Consider the following 25973-nt stretch of genomic DNA (forward strand, 5'->3'; position numbering starts at 1 on the left):
CGCTCGCAGCGGTTAGGTTGGGGGCATGGCCCGGGCCCAGTTCAGCGCAGAGACCGCCGGCAGCGGCGCGTTCGTCCGCCAACCCAACCGGTTCACCGGTCGGGTCACCCCGCACTCCACCTCACCGGAGGGCGGCGGCCCCGACGACCAGGACCGTTGGCCGCTGGAGGCCGGCCGGTACCGGCTGATCTGGTGCCGCGCCTGCCCGTGGGCGCACCGGGCCCGGATCGTGCGCAGCCTGCTCGGGCTGGACGACGTCATCTCGCTGGGCACCGTCGACCCGATCCGGGACGAGCGGGGCTGGCGGTTCGCCCTCGACCCGGACGGCTTCGACCCGGTGCTCGGCATCGGCTTCCTCTCCGAGGCCTACCTGGCCACCGACCCGGACTACACCGGCCGGGTGACCGTGCCGGCGCTGGTGGACACCCGCACCGGCCGGGTGGTCACCAACGACTATCCGCAGCTGACCCTGGACCTCTCCACCGAGTGGCGGCGGTTCCACTCGCCCGGTGCGCCCGACCTCTACCCCGTCGAGCTGCGCCCGGAGATGGACGCGCTGATGGCGGAGATCCACCGGGACGTCAACAACGGCGTCTACCGGTGCGGCTTCGCCACCTCGCAGGAGGCGTACGACGAGGCGTACACGGCGCTCTTCGACCGGCTGGACGCGCTGTCGGAGCGGCTGGCCGGGCGGCGCTACCTGATGGGGGACGCGATCACCGAGGCGGACGTGCGGCTCTTCACCACGCTGGTCCGCTTCGACGTGGCGTACCACGGGCACTTCAAGTGCAACCGGCAGAAGCTGACCGAGCTGCCGGTGCTCTGGGCGTACGCCCGGGACCTGTTCCAGACGCCGGGCTTCGGCGACACGGTCGACTTCGACCACATCAAGCGGCACTACTACGGCACCCACCGCGAGATCAACCCGACCGGCATCGTGCCGCTCGGCCCGGACCTGCACGGCTGGACCACGCCGCACGGGCGTGGCTGAGGCCGCCACCACCGCCCGGGCCGCCGCGGCGTCGGCCGCCGCCGGCTGCGTGCTGTCCGGCACGGTCGCGGTGACCGTCGCCGTGGTCGCCGGTCCCGGTCCGGGTCTGACCGGGTACGTCAGCGAGGCCGGCATCACCGGCAGCGGGTACGCCCCGACGTACCGGATCGGGGTCTTCGCGCTGGCCGCGGCGCTGCTGCTGCTCGCCGGCGCGCTGCCCCCGGCGCTGCGGGTCGCCGCGGGACTGCTCGGCGCGGCCGGCCTGTGCACCCTGCTCTCCGGGGTGGTGACGTGCAGTGCGGGGTGCCCGCTGCCGCCGTTCGAGGCGGCCACGGTGGCGGACCTGGTGCACGGCGGGTCGAGCATCGCGGCGGTGGCGGCGATGGTCTTCGCGATGCTGGCGCTGCTCTTGTCGCCGGCGGCGGCGCCCGCGCTGCGCCGGGTCGCGGCCCTCGGCGTGACGCTGGCCCTGCCGCTCTCCGGCGCGATCGGGCTGGCGATGGTGACGGTGGGGCGCGGCGGCCTGGTGGGTGGCCTGGAACGGGTGCTGCTGGCGGTGGTCGCCGGCTGGGGGCTGGCCACGGCGACCGTGCTCGGCGTGGCTCAGGGCGTGACGAAGCGGTCAACGGGCGGGAAACGGGACCTGTAAGGAGCCTCACGCCTTCCGGTCCTTCCGGCTGTGGGTCGGCCGGGAGTAGCGTCGCCTCGCGATGACCAATGTCTGGCACCTGACCGTGCGCCTGTACGTCGACCTTCGACTGCAGGCCAGCGGCGTCTGTCCGGCGCAGCCGCTCTCCTGACCGCTGCCCCGTTCCGACCCCCAGACCTTGGACGCATCCTCATGGCTTCCGCCCTGCGCAAGATCCCCTTTTCCGTGCAGATCCTGCTCGGCCTCGTCCTCGGCGTGGCGCTCGGCTTCCTCGCCCGCGCCAACGACCTGAGCTGGCTGGCCAGCACCCTCGACACCGTCGGCGGCCTCTTCGTCCAGCTGCTCAAGCTGGCCGTCCCGCCGCTGGTCTTCACCGCCATCGTCGTCAGCGTGGTCAGCCTGCGCGGGGTGGCCAACGCCGCCCGGCTGGCGCTGAAGACGCTGCTCTGGTTCGGCATCACCGCGCTGATCGCGGTGAGCATCGGCATCGGCCTCGGCCTGCTCACCGACCCCGGCAAGGGCGTCACCCTGGACGTCGCCGGCGCCGCCGCGCCGAAGAAGACCGGCTCCTGGACCGACTTCCTCACCGGCATCGTGCCGACCAACCCGGTCGGCGCGTTCGTCGAGGGCAACGTGCTCCAGATCGTCTTCCTGGCCCTGGTGGTCGGCGCCGCCGCGCTGCTCGTCGGCCAGGCCGCCGAGCCGTTCGTCGAGTTCAACCGCTCGGTGCTCACCATCGTGCAGAAGGCGCTCTGGTGGGTGATCCGGCTCGCCCCGCTCGGCACCCTGGGCCTGATCGGCAACGCCGTCGCCTCGTACGGCTGGGACCTGCTGGCCCCGCTCGCGAAGTTCACCACCGCCGTCTACGTCGGCTGCGCGATCGTGCTCTTCGTGGTCTACCCGGTGCTGCTGGTGGCGGCCGGCCGGCTCAACCCGGTGCGCTTCTTCGCCGGCGCCTGGCCGGCCATCGAGCTGGCCTTCGTCTCCCGCTCCTCGGTGGGCACCATGCCGGTGACCCAGCGCTCGGTCGAGCGGCTCGGCGTCCCCCGCGAGTACGCCTCCTTCGCGGTGCCGTTCGGCGCCACCACGAAGATGGACGGCTGCGCGGCGATCTACCCCGCCCTGGCCGCGATCTTCGTGGCCCAGGTCTTCGGGGTGGACCTCGGCGTCACCGACTACCTGCTGATCGCCTTCGTCTCGGTGGTCGGCTCGGCCGCGACCGCCGGCCTGACCGGCGCGATCGTGATGCTCACCCTGACCCTGAGCACGCTGGGCCTGCCGCTGGCCGGCGCCGGTCTGCTGCTGGCCATCGACCCGATCCTGGACATGATCCGGACCGCCACCAACGTGGCCGGTCAGGCGCTGGTCCCGACCATCGTCGCCGCTCGCGAGGGCACCCTGGACCGGGCCGCGTACGACTCCGCCGGCCGGCGCGAACTGGTCGACGCCGACCAGACCGACCGCCCGGCCGAGCGGCTGGAGCCGGTCCCCGCCTGATCTCCCTCCGGGTGCGTTTCTTGTCGTGGGAGCGACAAGAAACGCACCCGGAACTGTTCGCCCGCCAGGCCCCGCCCCACCCCGCCCGTCTGCCGTCCCGGAGGATCACCCCCATGAGTGCCCTGTTCTCGCCGCTCGCCCTGCGCGCGGTCACCCTGCCCAACCGGGTCGCCATGGCGCCGATGTGCCAGTACAGCGCCGGCCCGGACGGACTGCCCACCGACTGGCACCGGGTGCACCTGGGCTCGCGCGCGATCGGCGGCGCGGGCCTGATCATCACGGAGGCCAGCGCGGTGGTCCCCGAGGGACGCATCAGCCCCCAGGACACCGGCCTCTGGTCCGACGCGCACGTCGACGCCTGGCGGCCGATCACCTCGTTCGTCGCCGCCCACGGCGCGGTGCCGGCGGTGCAGCTGGCGCACGCCGGTTTCAAGGCGTCCACCTTCCGGCCGTGGGAGCGGCAGCGGGGCGGGGTGCCGGACGCCGAGGGCGGCTGGACCCCGGTCGGCCCGGGCGCGGACCCGTTCCTGCCGGACTACCGCCGGCCGGCCGCGCTGGACGAGGCCGGCATCGCCCGGGTGGTCGCCGCGTTCGCCACCGCCGCCGGCCGGGCGCTGGACGCCGGCTTCGCCGCGGTGGAGATCCACGCCGCGCACGGCTACCTGCTGCACGAGTTCCTCTCCCCGCTGACCAACCACCGCACCGACTCCTACGGCGGCGACCGGACCGCCCGGATGCGGCTGACCCTGGAGGTGGCCCGGGCGGTCCGCGCGGCGGTCGGCGAGGACGTGCCGGTGCTGACCCGGATCTCGGCGACCGACTGGGTCGAGGGCGGCTGGACGGTGGAGGACAGCGTGGCGCTCGCCGCCGAGCTGGCCGGGGCCGGGGTGGACCTGGTGGACGCCTCCTCCGGCGGCGCCTCGGCCGCCGCGTCGATCCCGGTCGGCCCGGGCTACCAGGTGCCGCTGGCCGCCCGGATCCGCCGCGACGCCGGCGTGCTGACCGGCGCGGTCGGCCTGATCGTCGAGCCGGAGCAGGCCGAGGAGATCGTCGCGGGCGGCGAGGCGGACCTGGTGCTCCTGGGCCGTGAGCTGCTGCGCGACCCGTACTGGCCGCGCCGCGCCGCCGCCAAGCTCGGCGCCGAGCCGGACTGGCCCGCCCAGTACGCCCGCGCCTTCTGACCCACCCGCCCCGGCGGGGCCCGGCGCGAGCCGGGAACCGCCGGGGCGGTGGGCTCAGCCGGCCAGGTGCCCCCAGTCGTCCTCCAGGTCGCGCCAGGGGCCCTGGGCGGCGACCGTGCCGTCGCGGAGCACCACCACGTGGTCGGCCCGGACCAGCGCGGCCCGCTTCGACGTCGAGCCGACCACGGTCACCCCGTGCTCGCGCAGCGCCGCCCAGAGCGCCAGCTCGGTGGTGACGTCCAGCGCGGACGACACGTCGTCGGCCACCAGCAGCTCGGTACGCGGCGCGAGCGCCCGGGCCAGCGCCAGCCGCTGCAACTGGCCACCGGAGAGCCGGGTCCCCTTGTGGCCGATCAGCAGCCCGAGCCCGCCCCCGGCCGCCGCCAGGTCGTGCTCCAGCTGGGCGGTGGCGACCGCCCCGACGGCATCCACGTCGTGCCCGAGCGCGATGTTGTCGACCACCGTGCCGGAGAGCACCCGGGGCAGCTGCCCGACGTACCCGACCTGCTGCGGGCGCAGGAACATCTCCGGCTCGGTGACCGGCTCGGAGTTCCAGCGCAGCGTGCCGGTGTGGTGCACGATCCCCGCGAGGGCCCGCAGCAGCGAGGACTTGCCGGAGCCGACCGGCCCCACCACCAGCACCAGCTGCCCACGTTCCACGGTCAGGTCGACGTCCCGGACGGCGAGGGTGCCGTCGGTGTGCAGCGCCCCGAAGCCGGCCAGCTCCAGCCGGCGCAGCGGGTGCCGGGGGGCCGGCACCGGCGCGGGCGCCGTCCCGGCGGCGAGATCCACCCCGGGCACCTCCGCCGAGTACGCCCCGACCCCGCACATCGCCACCGTCCGCCGGGTCCAGACCCGCGCCGACGGGTAGTGCGAGACCAGCGAGGCCGTGGTCCAGGCGAACCAGCGGGCCGCCCCGAGCGTGGCGACCGCCACCAGCGTCGCCCCCGCGGAGAGCCCACCGGACAGGTACAGCGCCCACGCCCCGATCGGCAGCAGCCCGCTGACCAGCGACGGCGTGGACCGCGCCCAGACCTGCATGGAGATCTCCCGGCGCTGCCGGTCGCTGCGCACGATGTCCAGCCCGGCCAGGTGGTCCAGCACCGGGCGGGTGGCGCCGGCGAGCTTCACCGTCCGGGCCGCCGAGAGCGAGGAGACCAGCGCGGTGGCGAACGCCGCCCGCGCCTTCACCGTGCCCCGGGCGGAGCGCTCCAGCCGGGGACCGAAGAGCGTCGCGGCCAGCCCGGAGACCACCATCGTGCCGACGAAGAACAGCCCCGGCACCAGGCTGCCGGTCACCGCGGTCATGCTCACCAGCAGCGCCAACGCGATGAACTGGTCCACCAGGTTGTCGGCGAGCTGCACCACCCGCTCGGTGTCGCCGCTCTGGGCGACCACCTCGGCCGGGGTGTGCTCACTGACCCGGCGCGGGCCGGTCTGCCCGTGCACCAGCCGCAGGCTGATCCGCAGCATCTGCCGGATCCACCACTGCGGGAACCACAGGTTGGTGCAGTAGGGCAGCGGCAGCACCACCAGCAGCGCGGCGACGATGCCGAGTGCGGGCAGCCACGGGCTGCCGCCGTCGACCACGTCGGCCCAGAGCCAGGGCAGCACCGAACCGTCCAGGCCGAGCAGCAGCATGACGACGAACATGCCGACCGCGACCAGGCCGTAGCGCGGGTCGTTCAGCGCCAGGCGCAGGATCTCCCGCATGGTCCGCGCGGGCGGCGCGGGGGGCAGCGGCGGCGGGTCCGTCCTCGGTACGGCCACCGGCCGGGCGACCGGCGCCGCGGCCTCCGGCTCGGCGTCCCACTCCGCGCCCGGCGCGGGCAGCAGCTCCACCCCGCCGCGTCCCGCGCCCACCGGGGCGTACGCGGTCGCGTGGCTGGTGGCCAGCAGCTCGGCGAAGCGCTCCGACTCGCGCAGCGGGCCGGCCTCCAGCACCGCGCCGTCGGCCATCACCACCACCTCGTCGCAGCGGCGCACCGAGGAGAGCCGGTGCGCGATGACGATGCCGATCCGGTCGGCGAGCAGCCGTTCGGTGGCCTGGCGGACCCGCACCTCGGTGACCGGGTCGAGCCGGGCGGTGGCCTCGTCGAGGATCACCACGTGCGGGTCGCGGACCAGGATCCGGGCGAAGGCCACCAGCTGCTCCTGACCGGCGGAGAGGACGTGCCCGCCGTCGCCCAGCCGGGTGTCCACCCCGTCGGGCAGCTCGGCGATCCAGCCGGCCAGCCCCAGCTCCGCGAGCGCCCGGCCGGCGTCGTCGAGCAGGTCGGGGTCGAAGAGGGCGACGTTCTCGGCGAGGGTGCCGGCCAGGATCTCGGTGCGCTGCGGCACCACGGCGATCCACCGGCGCAGCCGCTCCACGTCGAGGTCGACCAGGTCGCTGTCGCCGAGGAAGACGGTGCCGCGTGGCACGTCCACCGCCCGGGTGAGCACCTTGGCCAGCGTCGACTTGCCCGACCCGGTCCGCCCGACCAGGGCGTACGACCGGCCGCGGGCGAAGGTGAGCCGGACGTCGCGCAGCGCGGGCCCCCGCTCGGCGTCCGAGGTGGACGGGTAGCGGAAGGTCAGCCCGCGGACGGTCAGGTCACCCTCGGCCGGGGCGGCACCGCCGCGGGGTTCCTGCCGGGCGTCGGAGAGCAGCTGCACCCGGGCCCACGCGCCGAGCGCGTACTGCAGGTGCGGCACCCAGCGGGCGATGTGTTCGACGGTGGCGCCGAAGGCGACGGCGAGCAGCCAGATCGCGGTCAGCCGGGCACCGTCCACCCGGCCGGTGGCCAGCGCCCAGGCGCCGCCGAGCACCACGCCGGCGATGCCGAGCCGGATGCCGCCCGCGGCGATGGTGGTGACCCGGGCCGACATCCGGAACACCCGGGTGCACCGGGCGATCACCTCGGCGGCGCGCCGGGCGTAGAGCCGCAGCACGTACGGCCGGGCCAGGCTGGTCCGGACGTCGTCCTGCCCGTGGACGGCCTCCTCCATCACCGCGGCGAGGTCCGACCAGGCCTCCTCCTCGGCCATCCGGGCCGGGCCGATCTGGGCGGTGGGGCGGCGCAGCGTCACCCCGAGCAGCGCGGTGAGCAGCACCATGCCGACGCCGGCCGGCCACCAGACGACGAGCGCGCTGACCGTGGCGAGCAGGCAGACGGCGAGCCCCTGGACCAGCCGTACGCCGGTGTTCCGCAGCTCGGAGGCGACCTGGTAGACGTCGTTGTCGATCCGGTCCAGCAGTTCGCCGACCGGGGTGGTCTCCAGGGTGGGCAGGTCCTGCCCGAGCGCCGTGCGGCAGAGCCGGCGCCGCACGTCGGCGGACCAGTCGGCGGTCAGGCCGGCCATCAGCAGCCCGATGACGAGGTCGCTGACCACCGCGATGACCAGCGCCACGACCAGCGCCACGAACCAACCGGCCGACCGGTGCACCAGGACGGGACCGGCCAGCGCCGAGGCGGCGGCCTGGCCGCCGGCGGCGAGGACGATCAGGAGGGTCACGACCGCCATCCGGTGTGGCGCGGTGGCCCAGAGATCTCGGAGCAGGCGCATTGGGACGGTCCTCCGGACTCGGGTGGCTGGGGCGGTGCCTCCAGCCTGGTCTTCCGGCCTCGACCGCTCAACGCATTTACCGCGCTCCGACGGGTGACGCGCGTCCCACCGCGCCGCCCGGCGCCGGCCGGGTCAGGTCTGGGCGACCCGGCGGACGATGCCGAGCAGCGCCTCCTGGACTTCCTCGATCGGCCGTTCCGGCTGGAAGACCAGCCAGTCCACGGCCACCACCAGGCCGACACCGAAGAGCGCCGAGGAGGCGGTCCGGACGTCCAGGTCGGCCGGCAGGTCGCCGCTGTCCACCCCGGCCCGGACGGTCTCCGCGATCACCTCGATCGCCTCCCCGCGCAGCAGCCGCAGGGTCTGCTGCCACTCGCGGTTGGTCCGCCACATCTCGGAGAGCAGCAGCTGGGCGAAGGCCCGGTAGCGGCGGATGTACTCCAGCTCGGCCCGGACCAGGGCGGCGAGCGCCTCGCGCGGGGGCAGCCCGTCCACGGCGGCCCGGAAGTCGGCGGTGAGCAGCCCGATCCCGTGCCGCAGCAGCTCCTCGAAGAGCACCGTCTTGGACTGGAAGTTGTAGTAGACGGTGCCCTTGGCCACCCCCGCCCGGGCCGCGATGTCGTCCACGGTGGTGGCGGAGAAGCCCTGCTCGGCGATGAGTTCCACCGCCGCCACGAAGAGACGCTGCCGGGTGTCCTCCCGCCGCCGCGACCGCCCGTCCGTCACTCGTCCTCCCCGTCCGCCCGTCCGGCACGCGCCGGTGGGGCGCGTGCCGGGGGTCGCCTGCTGCCGTGCCGCCGTTCGGCCCATCAGCATCCTCACATGGTCAGTTCGGGGTGCAGCTTCGCCGGGGTCATCCGGCGGGAGCGGCGGGCCGCGCCGATGGTCAGCAGCAGCGCGCCCACCCCGAAGGCGACCAGCACCAGCGCGCCGGTGACCACCGTGGTGGTCGGTCCGCCGTTGACGGTGTGCCGGAGCCCCTGCACCACGTACGACATCGGCAGCCAGGGGTGGACGGCCTGGAAGAAGCCGGGCGAGGTCTGCACCGGGTAGGTGCCGCCGGAGGAGGTGAGCTGCAGCATCAGCAGGGCCAGCGCGGCGAGCCGGCCGGCGGGGCCGAGCTGCGCCCCGAGCCACTGCATGATGGCGGTGAAGGCCAGCGAGGTGAGCGCCAGCAGCCCGAGGGTGGTGGCGGGGTGCACCGGGTCGAGGCCGAGCACCAGGGTCACCACGGTGAAGAGCACCCCGACCTGGGCCAGGCCGATCGCCGCGGCGGGCAGCCAGCCGGCGAGCGCGACCCGCCAGGCGGCCGCGTCGGACATCACGTGCCGCCGGTTGACCGGCCGCAACAGCATGTACGTGATCATCGCGCCGACCCAGAGGGCCAGGGCGAGGAAGTACGGGGCGAAGCCCACGCCGTACGAGGCGGCCGGGTGGTCCGAATGACGGTTCAGCGAGACCGGGTCACCGAGGATGCCGGAGCGGGCGGCCGCGTCGTCGTACCCGGGGATCTTCTTCTCCCCCGCGACGAGCCCGTCGGCGAGCTGGCCGGCGCCGCCCTCCAGCTTGGTCAGCCCGGCGGCGAGCTGGTCGCCGCCGCCGCTGAGCCGGGCCAGTCCACCGTCGAGGTCGCGGGCGCCGGTGGAGAGCTTGAACAGCGCGCCGCGCAGCTGGTCCGCTCCGTCGGCGGCGCCGCCCAGCCCGTCCCGCAGTTGGGCGTTGCCCTTCGCGATCCTGTCGATGGCGTCGGCGAGCTGGTGCACCTTGGCGTTGGCGCCGGCCACGTCGTCGGCGAGGTGCGGCGCGGCGGCGGCCACCTGGCGCGCGGCGGCGGCGACGTCCCGCATCTGCTTCTGCAGCGCGGCCAGGTCGGTGCGGTCGACGGTGGCGACCACGTCCTCGGCGGCGGCGACGGCCTTGTCGGCGGCCGCCCGGGCGGCGGTGACGTTCGGGTCGTCGGCCAGTTCGGGGTGGGCCGCGACGAGCGCGTCGAGGCGGTCGGAGACCTTCCTGGCCTGGGCGAGGACGTCGTCGGCCTGCTCGGGCAGGGTGTCGAGCCCGGTGGCCAGCGCGTCGGCGCCCTCGGCGATGACGGTGGCGGCCGTGCCGATCTCGCCGGCGTTCTTGCGCAGGAACGGCTCGGCCCGGTCGGCGAGGGCGTCCACCTTGTTGGCGGCGGCGCGGGTGGCGGTGGCGGCCTGGGCGCTGCCGTCGGCGAGCTGGGTGGCGCCGGTCCGGAGCTTGTCGAGGCCGTCGGCCAGCTTGTCGGCGCCCTGGGCGGTGCGGTCCAGCCCGTTCGCGAGCTGCCCGGCGCCGGCCTCGGCCTGGTCGAGGCCACCGGCGAGCTTGTCGGCGCCGTCCTGCGACCGGCCCACCCCGTCGGCGACCTGCCCGGCGCCGTCGGCGGCCCGGCCGGTCTCGGCCTTCAGGTCGGTGAAGCCGACCAGCATCTTGTCGAAGTACCCGCTGGCGGCGCTCTCCGCGGCGGCGGCCCGGATCTCGCTGAACGCCGAGCGGGCCAGCAGCCCGGAGAGGTAGTTGGTGGCGTCGTCGTTGACCACCTTCAGCTCGCCGCGCCGGGCCGGCCGGTCCGGCTCGGGGCTGGCCACCAGGTTGGCGGAGAAGTTCGCCGGGATGGAGAAGACCAGGTGGTAGCGGCCGCTGCGCAGGCCGGCGTCGGCGTCGTCGGGGTCGGTCACCGCCCAGCCGAAGACCTTGCGGTCGATCAGCTCGTCGGTGAGGTCCTGCCCGGCGTGCACCACGCTGCCGTCGCTCGCGGTGGCCGGCCGGTCGGCGTTGACCAGCGCCACCGGGATGCGGTTCATGTTCCCGTACGGATCCCAGAAGGCGTACAGGTAGAGGGCGCCGTAGAGCAGCGGGATGACGGTCAGCACGGCGAGCGCGGCGCGGGGCAGCCGGCCCCGGGTCATCCGGCGCAGCTCGAAGCGGGCGAGGCGGAAGACGCTCATCGGGTCACCTCAGAGTTGACGGTGTCGGGGGTGGCGGACGGGCGCTGGTCGGCGGGCGCGGGGGTGACGGCCGGCTCGGGCCCGGTCCGGGTGTCGGTGCCGGCGCGAGGGGTCGGCGCGGCCGGGAGGGTGAGATCGGTGCGGGCCGGCAGGCTGGGGTCGCCGAGCCGGTGCACGATCGCCCGGGTGCCGGGTTCGACGGCGCGGGCGCTGACGACCACCGCGTACCCCTGGTCGGCGAGGCGGCCCAGGGCGTCCCAGAGCCAGGCCCGCTCGGGGGCGTCGGAGCCGGCGTCGACGTCGTCGGCGACGATCAGCGCCGGCCCGCTGAGGGTGGCGAGGACCAGGCCGAGCACCTGCCGCTGCTGCGGGGTGAGGTCCCGGCCACGCAGGTCCGGGTCGAGGGGTGCCTCGGTGAAGCCGGCGCCGGCGATCGCGGCGGCGAAGGCGTCCCGCCGGTAGGCCCGGCGGGCCCGGACGGCGGCCACGGGCACCAGCTGGCGGCGGCGACGCGGCACCGGCCCGAGCAGCAGCAGCCGTTCCTGGATGTGCTCGGCGACGGTGAGCGCGGGGTCGGGCTCGTGCACCCCGGCGACCTGGCCGAGCGCTGCCGGCCCCCGGGTACGCAGGGAGCCGGTGTTGTGCGGGAACCGGCCGGCCAGCGCCAGCAGCAGGGAGGTCCGGCCGCTGCCGGGCGGCCCGGTCACCGCGTGCAGCTCACCCGCCTCGGCGAGCAGGTCGACGTCCCGGTACACCCAGCCCCGGCGGGTCCGCAGACCCAGCTCGTTGGCCTCGACGATCACCATGCGCCATCCCGACTTACTTAAACTGACCGGTCAGTATAAAAACATGCTCAGCATAGCGCCGGGCGTCCGGTTCGGGACAGCTGTGGGGCGTGATCCCCGCCATGGCCGGCGGGGCCGGCGGCTCAGAAAAGCACGGTGGCCAGGGTGCCGACCGGGCGGAAGCCGCAGCGCTCGTAGACCCGCCGGGCGGGCAGGTTGAAGTCGTTGACGTAGAGGCTGACCGTCGGGGCGACCCGGAGCAGCGCGTCGCGCACCACCCCTGCCATCGCCGCCGTGGCGATCCCCTTGCCCCGCCACTCCGGCGCCACCCAGACCCCCTGGATCTGCGCGGTCCGCCGGGTCACCACCGCCAGCTCGGCCTTGAAGACCACCCGGCCGTCCACGAACCGGGCGTACGCCCGACCGGCCCGGACCAGGTCGGCGACTCGCCGCCGGTATGCCCGGCCGCCGTCCTCGGTCAGCGGTGAGACGCCGACCTCCTCGGTGTACATGGCGACCGCGGCCGGGAAGAGCCGGTCGACCTCGCCGGCGCGCACCTGGCGCACCTCGGGGTCGGCGGCGACCTGCGGCAGCGCGTCGGCGGCCAGCAGCGGCTGGTTGGCCCGGACGTCCCGGGCCGGGCCCCAGTGGTCGGCGAGCCGGTCCCAGAGACCCAGCACCGCGTCGGCCCGCCCGACGATGGAGGAGCAGATCCGCTCCTCGGTGGCGAGCTGCTCGGCGAACGCGGCGACGGCCGACTCGGTGGCGAGCACCGGCGTCAGGTTGCCGCCGAGCCAGCAGATCGACTCCAGGCTGCGGCGGGCCCCGTAGCCGAGGATCCGCCCCTCGGCCCGCCACCAGGCCAGCCCGCGGGCGGCGACCCGCTCGGCGACCTGCGCGCCCGCGAAGGGGTCGAGGTCGAGCAGCCGCTCGACCGCACGGCGCTCCGACTCCCCCAGTTGGCGTACCGGCACCGTCAGCACGGCTACCAGCCTGCCAGATGAGCGGCGGGGTGCGCGGGCCGACCGGGTCAGACGGCCACCGGTTCCGCCACCGCCTCGGCCGACCGGGTCCGGGCCGCCCAGCGGACGACCGGGGGCACCAGCATGCCGAGCAGCAGGAACAGCCCGCCCAGCAGCAGCCAGCCCGGCGCGCCCCAGCCGACCGCGAGGGTGGTCACCACCACCGGGGCGATCATGCCGCCGAGCTGCATGCCCATTCCGTACGCCCCCTGGTACTGGCCCTGCGCGTGCGCCGGGGCGAGGCCGAAGGAGACTCCCCACCCGGCCGCCGCGTGCCACAGCTCGCCGACCACGTGCACGAACGCCCCGGCGAGCAGCAGCGCCACCGCCACCGGCGTGGGCACGCCGCCACTGGCGGCGAAGAGCGCGCAGGCGAGCGCGATGACCACACCGGCCCGTCGAGCGGATCGCGCCGCCCCGGTCAGCTCCTCGGTACCCCGCGAGGCGCGGACCTGGAAGACCACCACCATCACCGTGTTGACCAGCAGGCACGCCGAGACGAGCCAGCGCGGCGCGGTGGTGTGCCCGGCGATCCAGAGCGGCAGGGCGATGTTGATCAGCCCGAAGTGCATCGACATCAGCCCGTCGAGCACGGTGAAGGCCAGGAACGGGCGGTCCCGCAGCGCGATCAGCCGGGGCCCGTGCGCGGGCGCCGGCACGGGCGGGACCGGGGTGAGCCGGAGCAGGATCGCGGCCGCCACCAGGTAGGTGACGCAGTCGAGCAGGATGAGCGAGACGTAACCGGCCCGGGTGTCCGCGGCCAGCCCGACGCCGGCGACCACGGCGCCGACCGAGATCCCGACGTTGGTGACAGCGCGCAGCCAGGCCCGGGTGCGTACCCGCTGGTCGGCGGGGACGGCGCCGGCGATCAGCGCGCCCCGGGCGCCCCGGCTGGCCGCGTCCGCGACCGCCATCAGCACCCCGACCACCAGGAACGTCGGGAACGACCGGACCAGCACCAGGGCGGCGGTGAAGGCGCCGGAGGCGAGCAGGGCGGCGAGCTGGAGACCACGCGGGCCGTACCGGTCGGCGAGGTAGCCCATCGGCGCGCTCGCCACCAGGCTGACCAGCGCGGTCAGGGTGAGACCGAGGCCGACCTGGGCGACGGTCAGGCCGACCGAGCGGGTCAGGAAGAGCGCGCTGACGGTCAGCCAGGTGCCCCGGCCGACGGTGTTGACCAGGGTGGACAGGGCGAGGGTCCGGGCCGGGCCCGGTTCAGGAAGCAGGCGCACCCCGACACGCTAGCAAGACGTACGTACGGTTTTCTGCCCCGGTCGAGAACTTCCTTGTCGGTGATGCGTTGCCGATATATCGTTGATGCATCAGCGACAGTTCCAGGAAGGATCGGAAGATGGGATTCCACCACCAGTTCCACGCGATGCACGAGGCCCGTCGACGCGGCTTCGGCTTCCCGCCCGTACCGCCGGGCCCGCACGGGCCCGGCGGCTGGGGCGGCGGCCGGGGCGGACGCGGGCGCGGCCGGGGGCGCCGGCCCAACGTCCGGGGCGCCGTGCTGGCGCTGCTCACCGAGCGGCCGATGCACGGCTACGAGATGATCCAGGAGATCGACTCCCGGACCGGCGGGGCCTGGCGGCCCAGCCCCGGCTCGATCTACCCGACCCTCCAACTGCTGGAGGACGAGGGGGTCATCGCCGCGAGCACCGACCCGTCCGGCGGCGGGCGGAAGCGCTTCGGCCTGACCGACGCCGGCCGGGAGGAGGCGGCCACCGCGGCGCAGACCCCGCCCTGGGCCGAGTTCGCCGAGGGCACCGTCAACAGCTGGCACGACATCCGCGACGCCGGCGCCCAGGCGATGCACGCGCTGCGGCAGGTGATGATGACCGGCACCGACGACCAGCGCGAACGCGCCGCCCAGGTCCTCGACGAGACCCGCCGCAAGCTCTACGCCATCCTCGCCGAATCCGAGTGACCCGAGCGCGACCAGCCCTCGCACACGGAAAGAGTGGCCATTCCACGCGGAATGGCCACTCTTTCCATGAATGCGCGCCCTCACGGGCGGTGGGGGTCAGTGGACGGTGACGGTGGCGCCGGGGACGAGGTCGCGGAGTTCTTCGGGGATCTCCGCGCCCATCTCGTCGGCGATCCGCAGCGCCTCCTCGATCAGCGTCTCGACGATCTGCGCCTCGGGGACGGTCTTGACGACCTGGCCCTTGACGAAGATCTGGCCCTTGCCGTTGCCGGAGGCGACGCCGAGGTCGGCCTCGCGGGCCTCACCCGGACCGTTCACCACGCAACCCATGACGGCGACGCGCAGCGGCACCGGCAGCCCCTCCAGGCCGGCGGTGACCTCCTCGGCGAGCTTGTAGACGTCGACCTGGGCCCGACCACAGGACGGGCAGGAGACGATCTCCAGGCCGCGCTCGCGCAGGCCCAGCGACTCCAGGATCTGGTTGCCGACCTTGATCTCCTCGACCGGCGGGGCCGACAGCGACACCCGGATGGTGTCGCCGATCCCCTCGGCCAGCAGCGCGCCGAAGGCGACCGCCGACTTGATGGTGCCCTGGAACGCCGGGCCGGCCTCGGTCACGCCCAGGTGCAGCGGGTAGTCGCACTGCTCGGCGAGCTGCCGGTACGCCCGGATCATCACCACCGGGTCGTTGTGCTTGACCGAGATCTTGATGTCCCGGAAGCCGTGCTCCTCGAAGAGCGAGCACTCCCAGAGCGCCGACTCGACCAGCGCCTCGGCGGTGGCCTTGCCGTACTTGGCGAGCAGCCGCTTGTCCAGCGAGCCGGCGTTGACGCCGATCCGGATCGGCACGCCCGCGTCGCCGGCCGCCTTGGCGATCTCCTTGACCTTGTCGTCGAACTGGCGGATGTTGCCCGGGTTCACCCGGACGGCCGCGCAGCCGGCGTCGATCGCGGCGAAGACGTACTTCGGCTGGAAGTGGATGTCGGCGATGACCGGGATCTGGGACTTCCTCGCGATCGCCGGCAGCGCCTCCACGTCGTCCTGGCTGGGCACGGCGACCCGGACGATCTGGCAGCCGGACGCGGTCAGCTCGGCGATCTGCTGGAGGGTGGCGTTGACGTCGGAGGTGAGGGTGGTGGTCATCGACTGCACCGAGACCGGGGCACCCCCACCGACCGGCACCGAGCCGACCATGATCTGGCGGCTGGCCCGGCGCGGGGCGAGCGGCGGGGGCGGTACGGCGGGCATACCGAGACTGACAGCGGTCACTTCAGGCACTCACCTTGAGAAGAGCGTGATCGGATTGATGATGTCCGCGGTGGCGGTGAGCAGCGTGAACGCGCCACCGACCAGGATCACCGCGTACGTGAGCGGCATGAGCTTCATGTAGTCCACCCGACCGGGGTCGCGGCGGCCGATCCGGGCGTACAGCCAGGAACGGGCCCGCTCGAACCAGGCGATGGCGATGTGGCCGCCGTCCAGGGGCAGCAGCGGCAGCAGGTTGAACACCCCGACGAAGAAGTTCAGCGAGATGAACAGCAAGGGCAGCATCTGCCAGAAGCCGTTCGCCAACGCCTCGCCGCCGAGCCGGCTGGCGCCGACCACGCTGATCGGGGTGTCCTTGTCCCGCTCGCCGCCGGTGACGGCGGTCCAGAGGGCGGGCACCTTCTCCGGGATCCGCTTCATCGCGTCGTAGGTGCCGACGGCGAGGTCCTTGGTGTAGCCGGCGGTGGCCGGGATCGCCTCGACCGGGCCGTACGTGACGGTGGCCGGCACGCCCGGCGGCAGCGACGGGCCGGCGACGCCGAGGGCGGAGACGGTCTTCGGCGCGCCGTTCGGGTCGTCCAGCGGCTTGCGCTGCACAGCGGCCAGCGTCACCTGGGCGTCGTTCTGCACGCCGTCGCGCTCGTAGCGGATAGTGGCCTTGCCCGGGGGCAGGTCGCGGACCTTCTTGACCAGCTCGGTGTAGTCGGCCACCGGCGTCCCGTTCACCGCGACGATCTTGTCGTCGTCGCGCAGCCCGGCCTGCCTCGCGGGGCTGGCCGGGTCACCGGGGGCGCACTCACGCTGCGCGTCGGTGGGGATGACGCAGTCCACGATCTTGACGTGCGCCGGCAGCGGGTTGGGGATGTCCTTGTTCGGCATCCCCACGAACATCGCGACGAGCCAGATGGCGACGATCGCGAGCGCGAAGTGGGTGACCGAGCCGGCGGACATCACGATCGTCCGCTTCCAGACCGGGTACCGCCACATCGCCCGGTGCTCGTCCTCGGGCTCGACGTCGTCGTCCTGCGGCGTCATCCCGACGATCTTGCAGAACCCGCCGAGCGGGATCGCCTTCACGCCGTACTCGGTCTCGCCGCGCCGGAACGACCAGAGCGTCGGACCGAAGCCGACGAAGTAACGGGTGACCTTCATCCCGAACGCCTTGGCGGTCAGCATGTGACCCGCCTCGTGCAGGCTCACCGAGATGAGGATCGCCAGGGCGATCGCGACCACCCCGAGCAGATAGAGCATCAGGCTTCCTTCCCCGACCCCGAGATGATCTCCTGCGCGTGTGCGCGCGCCCACGACTCCGCCGCGAGCACGTCCTCGACGGTACCTGGTTCGCCGAAATCGGGAGCCTCGTCGAGCACCCGCTCGAGGGTGTCGACGATGCCCAGGAACGGCAACCGGCCGGCGACGAACGCCTCGACGCACTCCTCGTTCGCCGCGTTGTAGATCGCCGGGCGGCAGCGACCAGTTTCGCCCGCCGCCTTGGCCAGCGCCACGGCGGGGAACGCGGCGTCGTCCAGCGGGGCGAACTCCCAGGTGTGGGCGGTGGTCCAGTCGACGGCGGAGGCGGCGTCGGCCACCCGGTCCGGCCAGCCGAGACCGAGCGCGATGGGCAGCCGCATGTCCGGCGGGCTGGCCTGGGCGAGGGTGGAGCCGTCGACGAACTCCACCATCGAGTGGATCACCGACTGCGGGTGCACCATCACGGTGATGTCGGCGTAGGGCACGTCGAAGAGCTCGTGCGCCTCGATCACCTCCAGCGCCTTGTTGACCATGGTGGCGGAGTTGATCGTGACGACCGGTCCCATGTTCCAGGTGGGGTGGGCCAGCGCCTGCTCGGGGGTGACCGCGGTCAGCTCGTCGCGTCGCCGACCCCGGAACGGCCCGCCACTGGCGGTCACGACCAGCCGGCGCACCTCGCCGCGCGTGCCGCCGCGCAGGCACTGCGCCAGCGCCGAGTGCTCGGAGTCGACCGGCACGATCTGCCCCGGCCGCGTCACCGCGGCCCGCACGAGCGGGCCGCCGGCGACGAGGGACTCCTTGTTGGCCAGGGCGAGGGTACGACCGGCGCGCAGCGCCGCGAGGGTCGGCGCGAGCCCCAGCGACCCCACCACCCCGTTGAGCACCACGTCACAGGGCCACTGCGCCAGCTCGGTCATCGCGTCCGGCCCGGCGACGATCTTCGGCAGCTTGAAGTCGCCGGTGGCCCAGCCGCGCCGGCTCGCCTCGGCGTAGAAGGCGAGCTGGAGGTCCTGCGCGGCGGTGGCCTTCGCCACCCCGACCGCCTCCACGCCCAGTTCGAGGGCCTGCGCGGCGAGCAGCTCGACGTTGCCGCCACCGGCGCCGAGCGCCACCACCCGGAACCGGTCCGGGTTGCGCTTCACGATGTCGATCGCCTGGGTGCCGATCGAACCAGTGGAACCGAGCAGAACCAGGTCGCGGGGAGCTGTCACGCGCCCATTCTGCCCCGCGCCCGCTGTACGCCCGCTGGGAGCCTCACACCTCGCCTCCCGCCTGCTCGGCGGGGGCCTCCTCGTCGAGGAGATCGGCCGGGTCGACGGAGAACTCGAACGGTTCCTTCATCAGGAAGGTCGCGCCGGCTGCGGCCGCGGAAACCGGGCGGTACTCCCCCTCGGCCAGCTCGTAGAGGGCCATGGCGGGGACCCGGTTGCGCAGGTCGACCCGGAGGAAGAACGGGACGCCGGCCGCGGCGTACTCGCGAGGGCGGTCGATCACGTCCTTGCGGCGGTTGCCCGGCGACACGATCTCGCCGAGCAGCACCGCCTGCCCGATGTCGATCGCGGCCCGCCCGCCGCCCGACGACCGGAGCACGGCGATGTCCGGGATGAAGAGATCCTTTCCTGAGATCAGGTTGATCTCCGGGTACACCCACAGACCGGCCCGTCTGGCAGCGCGGTGCAAGAGATACGGCAGTTCCCGCTCAACCGATTGGTGGTCGATACCGGCATGTGGTGTAACGATCACGCTTCCGCTCAGGACCTCGACCTTGGGACCGTTGGTCTCCGGCAACAAGTCGAGGGCGAGCTGGGCGGTCCAGGGCTCGTCGTGCCAGCGCAGCACGTCGAACGACGGTTCGGCCGGCTGCGGCGGCGGCTCGGGCGCGAAAGCGGCTTGGGCCATCAGGCTCACCCCCTCAGCGGAACATCCTGCTGGCAACCACCTAGCCGCGCTGCCCCTCCCCGCCAGCCGTCGCACACCCGGTGCGTCCCTCGGAACGCTCAGGTCCAGCACACATACGCCCGGCCGCGTGCTCTCGCCCACGCCGCGGCGTGCCGCATGGCCGACGACGTATGTCTGGGGGGTGGGCACTACCCTCCGTGACCATCCGGCAGGACGCTGGCCGGACCCGCGCCCGCAGGATCAGCGGGACCAGCAGTGCGGCGGGCGTCAGGCGTCGGCCCGGCGGACGAAGGTCTCCAGCACCTCTCCGCCGTACCACTCGGTGCGCCGGCCGAGGTGGGTCATGCCGAGCCGCCGGGCCACCGCCATCGACGGTTCGTTGCCGGGCGAGACGACCGCGTACACCTGCGGGGTGCCGGCGGCGAACTCGCGCTCCAGCACCGCCCGGGCCGCCTCGGTGGCGTACCCGTGGCCCCAGGAGTCGGGGTGCAGGTGCCATCCCACCTCGATGTCGGCGGTCTCGGTCACCCCGTCCGCGCCGGGCAGCGGCTTGAGGATCAGGGTTCCGGCGACCTGGCCGGTCTCCCGGACCTCCATCGCCCAGGTGCCGTACCGGCCGCCCTGGCCGGCGTGCCGTTTCCGCCAGATGGCCAGCCGGTCCAGGGCCTGGGCCGGGTCGGTCAGCGGCAGGCCGGACGCGGCCAGCCAGCGGGTGATCTCGGTACGGGAGTAGATGTCGAAGATCCGGCCCAGGTCGGCGGGCGAGTCGGTCCAGTCCCGCAGCCGCAGCCGCTCGGTGGTGAGCACGGTCATGTCGCGGGATCGTAATGCGTGCCCCGCCCCGGGAGGGGGAAGGAGACCGCGATGGGCGACGCATGGCAGCGCACGAAGCGGATCACCAGCGCCGCGCTCCGGCCGGTACGCGGTCGGGACCTCTCGCTGCACGCCGCCGCGATCACCTTCTACGGGGCGATCGCCGTGGTGCCCGTCGCACTGCTGGCGATCTGGCTGACCTCGCTGTTGGCCGGCGGCGAGCGGGTCCGCCGGCTCACCTCGTACGCCGTCGACACGCTGCCGAGCGCGATCGGCGCCCCCCGCGCGGTGGACGCGCTGGTCGCCGCCGGGGTGCAGTTGACCCCGCTGTTGGCGCTCGCCTCGCTGCTGCCCGCGTCGCTCTACGGCGAGGGGCTGCGTCGCGCGTTCGTCTCCGTCGCCACCCCGCCCAACCCGGACGAGTCGATGATCGGCTGGCGGGGCCGGTTGCTGCTGCTGCCGATCCTCGCCCCGGCGCCCGCGCTGCTGCTGTCGATCCTGATCGCGCTGCCCACCACCACCCGGCTGGTCCGCCAGGGAGGCTGGATCGGCGCGCTCGGCGTGGTCCTGTCGTTCCTGGGGGTGTGGCTGGTGCTCACCCCGGTGCTGATGTGGGTGTTCCGGGTGGTCGGGCCCGCCTCGCCGGACTGGTTGTCGACGCTGGCGGTGGGGTCGTTCACCGCGGCGAACCTCTCCGGCTTCCTGCACGGGTTCGTGCTGTTCTGCTCGCTGCCGCTGGACCTCGGCGCCCCGTTCGGCGGGTTCGACCCGATCGGCGGCGGTGTGGCGGTGCTGCTCTGGCTCTACCTGTTCCACGTGATCGTGCTCGCCGGCTACTCCGCCACCCTCGCCCTGTCCCGCTGGCGGGCCATCCGGGCGGCCGGCGCCTGACTCCCTCCCGCCGGACGGTCCGCGGCACTAGGCTGCCCGGGCATGAGCGAAGCGAGTGAGCTGCCCTCCCGCGCCGACGTGGTGATCGTCGGGTCCGGGCACAACGGGCTGGTGTCCGCGATCCTGCTGGCCCGGGCGGGGCTGGACGTCCTGATGCTGGAGGCCGCGGAGGTGATCGGCGGCGCGACCCGCACCGAGAACCCGTTCCCGAAGGTGCCCGAGCTGCGCCACTCCACCGGGTCGTACCTGCTCGGGCTGATGCCGCCGGAGCTGCTCGCCACCCTCGACGTGCGCATCCCGGTGCTGCGCCGCGACCCGCACTACTTCCTGCCCACCCCGGGCGGCCTCGGCTCGCCGTACCTCCTCTTCGGCAGCGACACCGCGGCCACCCGGCGGCAGCTCGCGGAGTTCTTCTCCCCCGCCGACGCGGCCGCCGACGACGCGCTCCAGGCCGAGCTGGCGCAGCTCCGCGCGGACCTGGCGCCGGCCTGGCTGGCCGAGCCGCTGCCGGTGGACCAGACCGCCGAACGGTACGTCCGCCCGGAGTTGCGGCAGGCCTTCGTCGACCTGGTCCGCGGTTCGGTCGCCGACTACCTGGCCCGCTTCGAGTTCCGCTCCGAGCTGCTGGTCAGCATGTACGCGGTCACCGACGGGCTCTCCGGGCTGAACGCCGGCCCGGACGACCCCGGCACCGGGCACAACTTCCTGGTGCACAACATGTGCCGGCTGCCGGGCGCGGACGGCACCTGGATGATCGCCGAGGGCGGCATGGGCACCGTCTCGCGGACCTTCGCCGATGCCGCCCGGTCCGCCGGGGCGAAAATCCTCACGGGTACGCCGGTCAGCGCGATCACCCTGGACGGCGGTGCGGCGAGCGGCGTGGTGCTGGCGGACGGGCGAGAGGTGGCCGCCCGGGTGGTGCTGGGCGCGTGCGACCCGTACCGGCTGATGGACCTGCTGCCCGATGGCGCGCTGCCGGCACCGCTCGGCGAGCGGATGGCGGCGGTCCGCCGCCCCGGCACGACGCTCAAGCTCAACCTGGCGCTGACCGGGCTGCCCCGCTTCTCCTGCCTGCCCGAGGGGGCGCCGAGCCCGTTCGGCTCCACCATCCACCTGCTCCCCGGCTCGGCCTCGCTGGTCGGGGCGGGCGGCGGTGAGTCGCCGATGGCCGCGCTGCGGGCCATGTGGGCGGACGTGCAGGCCGGGCGGCTGCCCGACGAGCCGACCATCGAGTGGTACCTGCACACCACCGTCGACCCGTCGCTCTCCGACCCGGCCGGGCACCACTCGTCGGCGCTCTTCGTCCAGTCGGTCCCGTACGAGCTGGCGGGCACCACCTGGGACGAGGCGCTCCCCGGCTACGTGTCGCGCCTGATCGAGATCTGCGAGCGGTACGCCCCCGGCACCGGTGACCTGATCGCCGACGCGGTACCGCTGCCGCCGCCCGGCATCGAGGCGCACTTCGGCATCAGCGGCGGGCACATCCACCACGTCGACAACACGGTCTCGTTCACCGACCGGATGCCGTACGCCACCGGCGTCGACGGCGTCTACGCGGGCAGCGCCGGCTGCCACCCCGCCGGCAGCGTCATCGGCGCCGCCGGCCACAACGCCGCCCGGCGCATCCTCACCGACCTCGGTCGCTGACCTCGCCGCCGGCCTCGGCGGGGGGCAGGTCGCCGGGGCGGCGGACGAGGGAGAGGCCGACGAGCAGCAGGTAGAGGAGCAGGCTGAGGATCGGGTCGACGAAGACGAAGGCGAAGGCGATCAGGTAGAGCAGCGGGCGCACCAGCAGTCGCCGCGAGACCGCCCGGGCCAGCTGGGGATCCAGGTCGGGGTGGAGCAGACGCCGCCGCCGAGCCCACCACCAGCTCAGGTTGAAGAAGAGCGACTCACCGAGCACGGTGCCGAGGTAGAGGGCGGCGGTCAGCCGCTGCTCGGTCGCGCTACCGCGCACGTTGTCCGAGAGCAGGTCGGCGGTGAACGGGATCGCGGCCACGAAGAGCAGCACGAGCAGGTTGAACACCAACAGCACCTGATCCACCCGGACCACGTACCGCCACATGTTGTGGTGGCCGAGCCAGATCTGGCCGGCGATTCCGAAGGTGATCACGTACGCCAGGTAGGACGGCCAGGCGTGGGCGAGGGCGTCGGGGAGCTCCCTCCCGCTCTCCCGGGCCGGGCCGTTTTGGAGCAGCTCGACGGCCATCACCGTCAGCACGACCGCGAAGACCCCGTCGCTGAACGTCTCCACCCGGGAGGCGCCCCGGGTCATCTCCCGGTCCCGCCCGTAGCGGTACTCCTTCTCCCCCGCGCCCGCCCCCGTCACGCCACCCCCCTTCCGACCTCATGGTCACCCGGCGGGAACGGCGTGCGTGAGGAAACTCAGCTGAGCGCCTCCCCGGCGGGGGCCGGAGTGTCCGCGTCCACCCGGTGGGCGCGGACCTTGTGGCCCACGCTGGTCAGGCAGCGGCCGCTGGGCAGGTCGAACTTCCAGCCGTGCAGCTGGCAGGTGAGCTGGTCGCCGTCGACGATGCCGAACCGGGTCAGGTCCGCCTTCAGGTGCGGGCAGCGGCGCTGCACCACCCAGTCGCCCAGGGTGATGTCCTCGGCGTCGCTGCTCCGCTCGTGCTCGTCGTACCAGCCCTCGGCGTACTGGAGACGCTCCTCGGACAGGCACTTGAAGAAGGCGTAGACGAACTCGTTGTACTGGCCGATCCGGGCCGCCGAGAAGCGGCAGGACAGGAAGAGCGAGTTGACCCAGTCCACCTCGCCGATGTGCAGCAGGTGCTCGATCAGCGCCCGCTCGGTCCGGAACCGGTAGCGGACCTTCTCGTCCGCGTATGGCCGGACCTCCTTGCCGGGGAAGTCCACCACGATCGACTCGACGCTCTCGCCGTCGTAGCCGACCAGGTCGAAGCGGACCGGGCCGCCGACGCCCTTGGCCAGGTAGATGGACTCGTCGAGCAGCGGCTCGATCCGGCGCTTCATCTCGCCGAGGACGTCCACCTCGGGGTGCCGCCAGGACGCCTTCTCCGCCTCGATGATCGGGCGCTTGCGCTCCCGCATCTCCTCCAGGTGCGCGACCTTGTTGGCGAAGAACTCCTGCACCGGCACCGGGTGGGTGGTGGTCGCGCCCTCCGTGGTCACCTCGGCGACGCTGCCCGGCAGCAGCACGATGCCGTTGGTGCCGCCGACCTTCGCGTACTCGGCGAGGAAGACCGACTGGTCGGGGAAGATGTTCCCCTCGTCGCCGTGGATGTCGTTGAACTGCCACAGGTCGTCGTCGAGGAAGCAGGGCGGGCCGGCGATCGGGAAGACGTGGTCGGCCTTCAGGTCGTCGATGTAGCGCCAGGTGCGGTCGAACTGCCGTTCCCGCTTCTGCTTGCCGAACGCGGTCTTCGCCGACTGCGGCAGCTCGTAGACCATCGGGTACCAGATCGCGCCGGAGAACTGGAGCAGGTGCGCGTGCACGTGGCCCAGCTCGGCGAAGACGCTCAGGTCGGTCGGACGGGCGTCATTCTGGTTGAGCAGCCGGACCCCGTCGTACTCCACCCAGAGCGAGGAGTCGCCGATCGGGCCGTCGGTCGGGCTGGTCAGCGCCTGAATCATGATCTTCAGGCCGCCGGGCAGCTCCACGACCTGCTCGTTCGGCGCCCTGAGGAACTTCGTGAAGCCCAGCTCCCGCAGCTCGTCCTCCATCTCCGAGGTGGGGAACTCGGGGAGCAGGACGGTGGCGTCCTTGGAGACGAACTCGCGCAGCTGCTTCGCGTCGAAGTGGTCCCGGTGCAGGTGCGACACGTACAGGTAGTCGACCTGGCCCAGCGCCTCCCAGTCGAGCAGGGAGTTGTCGGGAAACGGGAACCAGGAGGCGAAGTAGGCCGGATTGACCCACGGGTCGCACAGGATGCTGCCCGCGGCCGTGTCGATCCGCATGCTGGCATGTCCCGTACCGGTCACTCGCACCGCAGTCCCCCTCAAAACGACAATCAAGGTGTACGCCAGAACGCTACCGGAGGCAGTCTGACCACCGCCCCGCGACGCCGGTAGAGCGTTCCGGCCCACCCGAAGACAGGTCCAACGGCCCGGGCGCTCAGGCCCGGCTGAGCTCCGACCAGCTCCGCCGCTGCGGCGCGCTGGCACACCACTCGGTCATCAGCGCGGCCACCTCGGCTACCGGGGCGGCGAGGTGCACCGGCTGCCCCCCGGCCACCTGGTGCTCCCGGTCCTGGTGCACGGTGCCCTCGCTGCAGCAGGCGCAGAGCAGGCGGACCCCGCTGGCTGGCTCCGCCGCGTACCCCCGCGCCTCGAAGAGCTCCGTCAGCGCCCGGACGTCCTCCCGCGTTCCGGCCACCACCTCCACGGTCGTGGTCGGCAGGTCCGACGAGCGGAACAGCAGCAGCTCGTCGAAGACCGGGAAGGTCTGCCCGTCCACCGTCCGCTCGCCGTTGGGTGCGCCGTCGTGCACCACGACCTCACCGAACCGGCGGCCCGAATCCGGGGTGGGCACGTTCAGTACCCGGGCCCGGGTGGGGCAGAGCCGCCGCGCCCAGACCACCTCGCCGTTGGTCAGCCGGACCGGGGTGACCCCGAAGTCGGCCATGATCTCGCCCTCGCCGTCGGGCACGGTGAGACCGAAGTTCCGCCAGGCGTCCCGGGCGGTGGCCCAGTCCTCCAGGATCGTCGCCGCGATGCCGAGGTTCCAGAACGCCGGATCCTGGCTGTCCCCCTTCGCCCGGGCCGCCGCCTCCCGCCCCAGCTCGTACGCCTTCGGCCAGTTGCGGAGGAACTTGTGGGCCAACGCGGCGTCATACCACCACACGCCGGATGGCGGCAGGTCCGGGTGCCGGCGCACCAGCCGTTCCAACAGCTCGGCGGCGACCGGCCAGTCCTCCGCCTCCCACGCCTCGTACGCCGTCTTGAGCAGCTCACGGTCGTCGGCGCGGCTCATGCGCTCCCCCATCCGGTCGGACCCTGCGCCGGGCCTGGCACGGGGCGTGCCAGACTAACCGGAGATCCGATCGCGAGGGAAGGACCGACAGTGGCAGGAAGCGAGCCGGTAACCGCGCCAGATCAGCACAAGCCCGGGCACCGCAAGTCGGGGCGCATCGGCGCGGTGCTGTCGGCGGTGGTGTTGGTGGTCATGGCGCTCTGCGGCAACCACGAGGGCAGGGTCGAGGACATCTGGCTGATCGGGTTCGCCGTGGTGCTGCTGACCATCGTCGGGGCCGACGCGGTGCTGCGCCGAAACGGCCTGCGCTCCTGATCCGACCGGCGCACCGC

Annotated in this window: 22 protein-coding genes; 8 read left to right on the forward strand and 14 right to left on the reverse strand. The window is 73.5% G+C overall.

Features of this window, described 5'->3' with window-relative positions; all coding sequences use genetic code 11:
- The first annotated feature begins 25 nt into the window (after nt 1–25).
- The 4 genes from V6U81_RS00490 to V6U81_RS00505 all read left to right on the forward strand — a co-directional run bounded on the left by V6U81_RS00490 (nt 26) and on the right by V6U81_RS00505 (nt 4318).
- Nucleotides 26–991 (forward strand): glutathione S-transferase family protein, encoded by a 966-nt coding sequence (locus V6U81_RS00490; protein ID WP_334482697.1) that lies wholly within the window; start codon nt 26–28, stop codon nt 989–991.
- Nucleotides 984–1640, forward strand: a complete 657-nt coding sequence (locus V6U81_RS00495; RefSeq protein ID WP_334482699.1) for a DUF998 domain-containing protein — start codon at nt 984–986, stop codon at nt 1638–1640. Before V6U81_RS00490 ends, V6U81_RS00495 begins: the two co-directional genes overlap by 8 nt.
- A 204-nt stretch (nt 1641–1844) precedes the next feature.
- Nucleotides 1845–3137: a dicarboxylate/amino acid:cation symporter gene (locus tag V6U81_RS00500; RefSeq protein ID WP_334483154.1), complete on the forward strand. Its 1293-nt coding sequence runs from the start codon at nt 1845–1847 to the stop codon at nt 3135–3137.
- Between the two features lie 113 nt (nt 3138–3250).
- Entirely contained in the window at nt 3251–4318 is a 1068-nt protein-coding gene (locus V6U81_RS00505) for an NADH:flavin oxidoreductase/NADH oxidase (RefSeq protein ID WP_334482701.1), read from the forward strand.
- A gap of 54 nt (nt 4319–4372) precedes the next feature.
- Here the strand turns inward: V6U81_RS00505 and V6U81_RS00510 are convergent, their stop codons facing one another.
- From V6U81_RS00510 to V6U81_RS00535, 6 genes are all read right to left on the reverse strand, one after another.
- Nucleotides 4373–7864, reverse strand: coding sequence for an ATP-binding cassette domain-containing protein (locus V6U81_RS00510; protein ID WP_334482704.1), 3492 nt, complete (start codon nt 7862–7864; stop codon nt 4373–4375).
- Nucleotides 7865–7996: 132 nt separating this feature from the next.
- Nucleotides 7997–8590 carry a TetR/AcrR family transcriptional regulator gene (locus tag V6U81_RS00515; RefSeq protein WP_334482707.1) on the reverse strand — a complete coding sequence of 198 codons (594 nt, stop codon included), beginning with the start codon at nt 8588–8590 and terminating at the stop codon, nt 7997–7999.
- Between the two features lie 92 nt (nt 8591–8682).
- Nucleotides 8683–10833: a YhgE/Pip family protein gene (locus tag V6U81_RS00520; RefSeq protein ID WP_334482710.1), complete on the reverse strand. Its 2151-nt coding sequence runs from the start codon at nt 10831–10833 to the stop codon at nt 8683–8685.
- The gene (locus V6U81_RS00525; RefSeq protein ID WP_334482713.1) at nt 10830–11639 is read right to left on the reverse strand and encodes an ATP-binding cassette domain-containing protein; all 810 of its coding nucleotides are present in this window, start codon (nt 11637–11639) and stop codon (nt 10830–10832) included. The genes V6U81_RS00520 and V6U81_RS00525 overlap by 4 nt, the downstream gene beginning before the upstream one ends.
- Before the next feature lie 122 nt (nt 11640–11761).
- A complete protein-coding gene (locus tag V6U81_RS00530; protein WP_334482716.1) occupies nt 11762–12601 on the reverse strand; it encodes a GNAT family N-acetyltransferase in 840 nt (279 codons plus the stop codon).
- A 47-nt stretch (nt 12602–12648) separates the two neighbouring features.
- Entirely contained in the window at nt 12649–13872 is a 1224-nt protein-coding gene (locus V6U81_RS00535) for an MFS transporter (protein ID WP_334482719.1), read from the reverse strand.
- A gap of 119 nt (nt 13873–13991) precedes the next feature.
- Here V6U81_RS00535 and V6U81_RS00540 point away from each other — a divergent pair, with 119 nt between their 5' ends.
- Nucleotides 13992–14570, forward strand: coding sequence for a PadR family transcriptional regulator (locus tag V6U81_RS00540; RefSeq protein ID WP_334482722.1), 579 nt, complete (start codon nt 13992–13994; stop codon nt 14568–14570).
- Nucleotides 14571–14666: 96 nt separating this feature from the next.
- On the opposite strand, the gene ispG is transcribed toward V6U81_RS00540, so the two are convergent.
- From ispG to V6U81_RS00565, 5 genes are all read right to left on the reverse strand, one after another.
- Nucleotides 14667–15839 carry a flavodoxin-dependent (E)-4-hydroxy-3-methylbut-2-enyl-diphosphate synthase gene (gene ispG / locus V6U81_RS00545; protein ID WP_334482724.1) on the reverse strand — a complete coding sequence of 391 codons (1173 nt, stop codon included), beginning with the start codon at nt 15837–15839 and terminating at the stop codon, nt 14667–14669.
- 9 nt (nt 15840–15848) lie between these two features.
- Nucleotides 15849–17087, reverse strand: a complete 1239-nt coding sequence (locus V6U81_RS00550; protein WP_334482727.1) for a M50 family metallopeptidase — start codon at nt 17085–17087, stop codon at nt 15849–15851.
- Complete coding sequence (gene dxr / locus V6U81_RS00555; protein WP_334482730.1) at nt 17087–18298, reverse strand: 1-deoxy-D-xylulose-5-phosphate reductoisomerase; 1212 nt, start codon at nt 18296–18298, stop codon at nt 17087–17089. The genes V6U81_RS00550 and dxr overlap by 1 nt, the downstream gene beginning before the upstream one ends.
- 43 nt (nt 18299–18341) lie before the next feature.
- Nucleotides 18342–18986: a Uma2 family endonuclease gene (locus tag V6U81_RS00560; RefSeq protein WP_334483157.1), complete on the reverse strand. Its 645-nt coding sequence runs from the start codon at nt 18984–18986 to the stop codon at nt 18342–18344.
- Between the two features lie 267 nt (nt 18987–19253).
- Nucleotides 19254–19799: a GNAT family N-acetyltransferase gene (locus tag V6U81_RS00565; protein ID WP_334482733.1), complete on the reverse strand. Its 546-nt coding sequence runs from the start codon at nt 19797–19799 to the stop codon at nt 19254–19256.
- 51 nt (nt 19800–19850) lie between these two features.
- Here V6U81_RS00565 and V6U81_RS00570 point away from each other — a divergent pair, with 51 nt between their 5' ends.
- Nucleotides 19851–20690, forward strand: a complete 840-nt coding sequence (locus V6U81_RS00570) for a YhjD/YihY/BrkB family envelope integrity protein (RefSeq protein WP_334482736.1) — start codon at nt 19851–19853, stop codon at nt 20688–20690.
- A 42-nt stretch (nt 20691–20732) separates the two neighbouring features.
- Entirely contained in the window at nt 20733–22337 is a 1605-nt protein-coding gene (locus V6U81_RS00575; protein WP_334482738.1) for a phytoene desaturase family protein, read from the forward strand.
- Here V6U81_RS00575 and V6U81_RS00580 read toward each other — a convergent pair.
- The 3 genes from V6U81_RS00580 to V6U81_RS00590 form a co-directional block, all read right to left on the reverse strand.
- Nucleotides 22318–22965 carry a TMEM175 family protein gene (locus V6U81_RS00580; RefSeq protein ID WP_334483160.1) on the reverse strand — a complete coding sequence of 216 codons (648 nt, stop codon included), beginning with the start codon at nt 22963–22965 and terminating at the stop codon, nt 22318–22320. The genes V6U81_RS00575 and V6U81_RS00580 overlap by 20 nt on opposite strands.
- A gap of 110 nt (nt 22966–23075) precedes the next feature.
- Nucleotides 23076–24656: a Rieske 2Fe-2S domain-containing protein gene (locus V6U81_RS00585; RefSeq protein ID WP_334482740.1), complete on the reverse strand. Its 1581-nt coding sequence runs from the start codon at nt 24654–24656 to the stop codon at nt 23076–23078.
- 127 nt (nt 24657–24783) lie between these two features.
- A complete protein-coding gene (locus V6U81_RS00590) occupies nt 24784–25653 on the reverse strand; it encodes a tetratricopeptide repeat protein (protein ID WP_334482742.1) in 870 nt (289 codons plus the stop codon).
- A 78-nt stretch (nt 25654–25731) separates the two neighbouring features.
- Between V6U81_RS00590 and V6U81_RS00595 the strand changes: the two genes are divergently transcribed.
- A complete protein-coding gene (locus tag V6U81_RS00595; protein ID WP_334482744.1) occupies nt 25732–25956 on the forward strand; it encodes a DUF2631 domain-containing protein in 225 nt (74 codons plus the stop codon).
- The last annotated feature ends 17 nt before the right edge of the window (nt 25957–25973 follow it).

Origin of the sequence: Micromonospora lacuserhaii, assembly GCF_036902735.1 — a bacterium.
Classification (GTDB): Bacteria; Actinomycetota; Actinomycetes; order Mycobacteriales; family Micromonosporaceae; genus Micromonospora.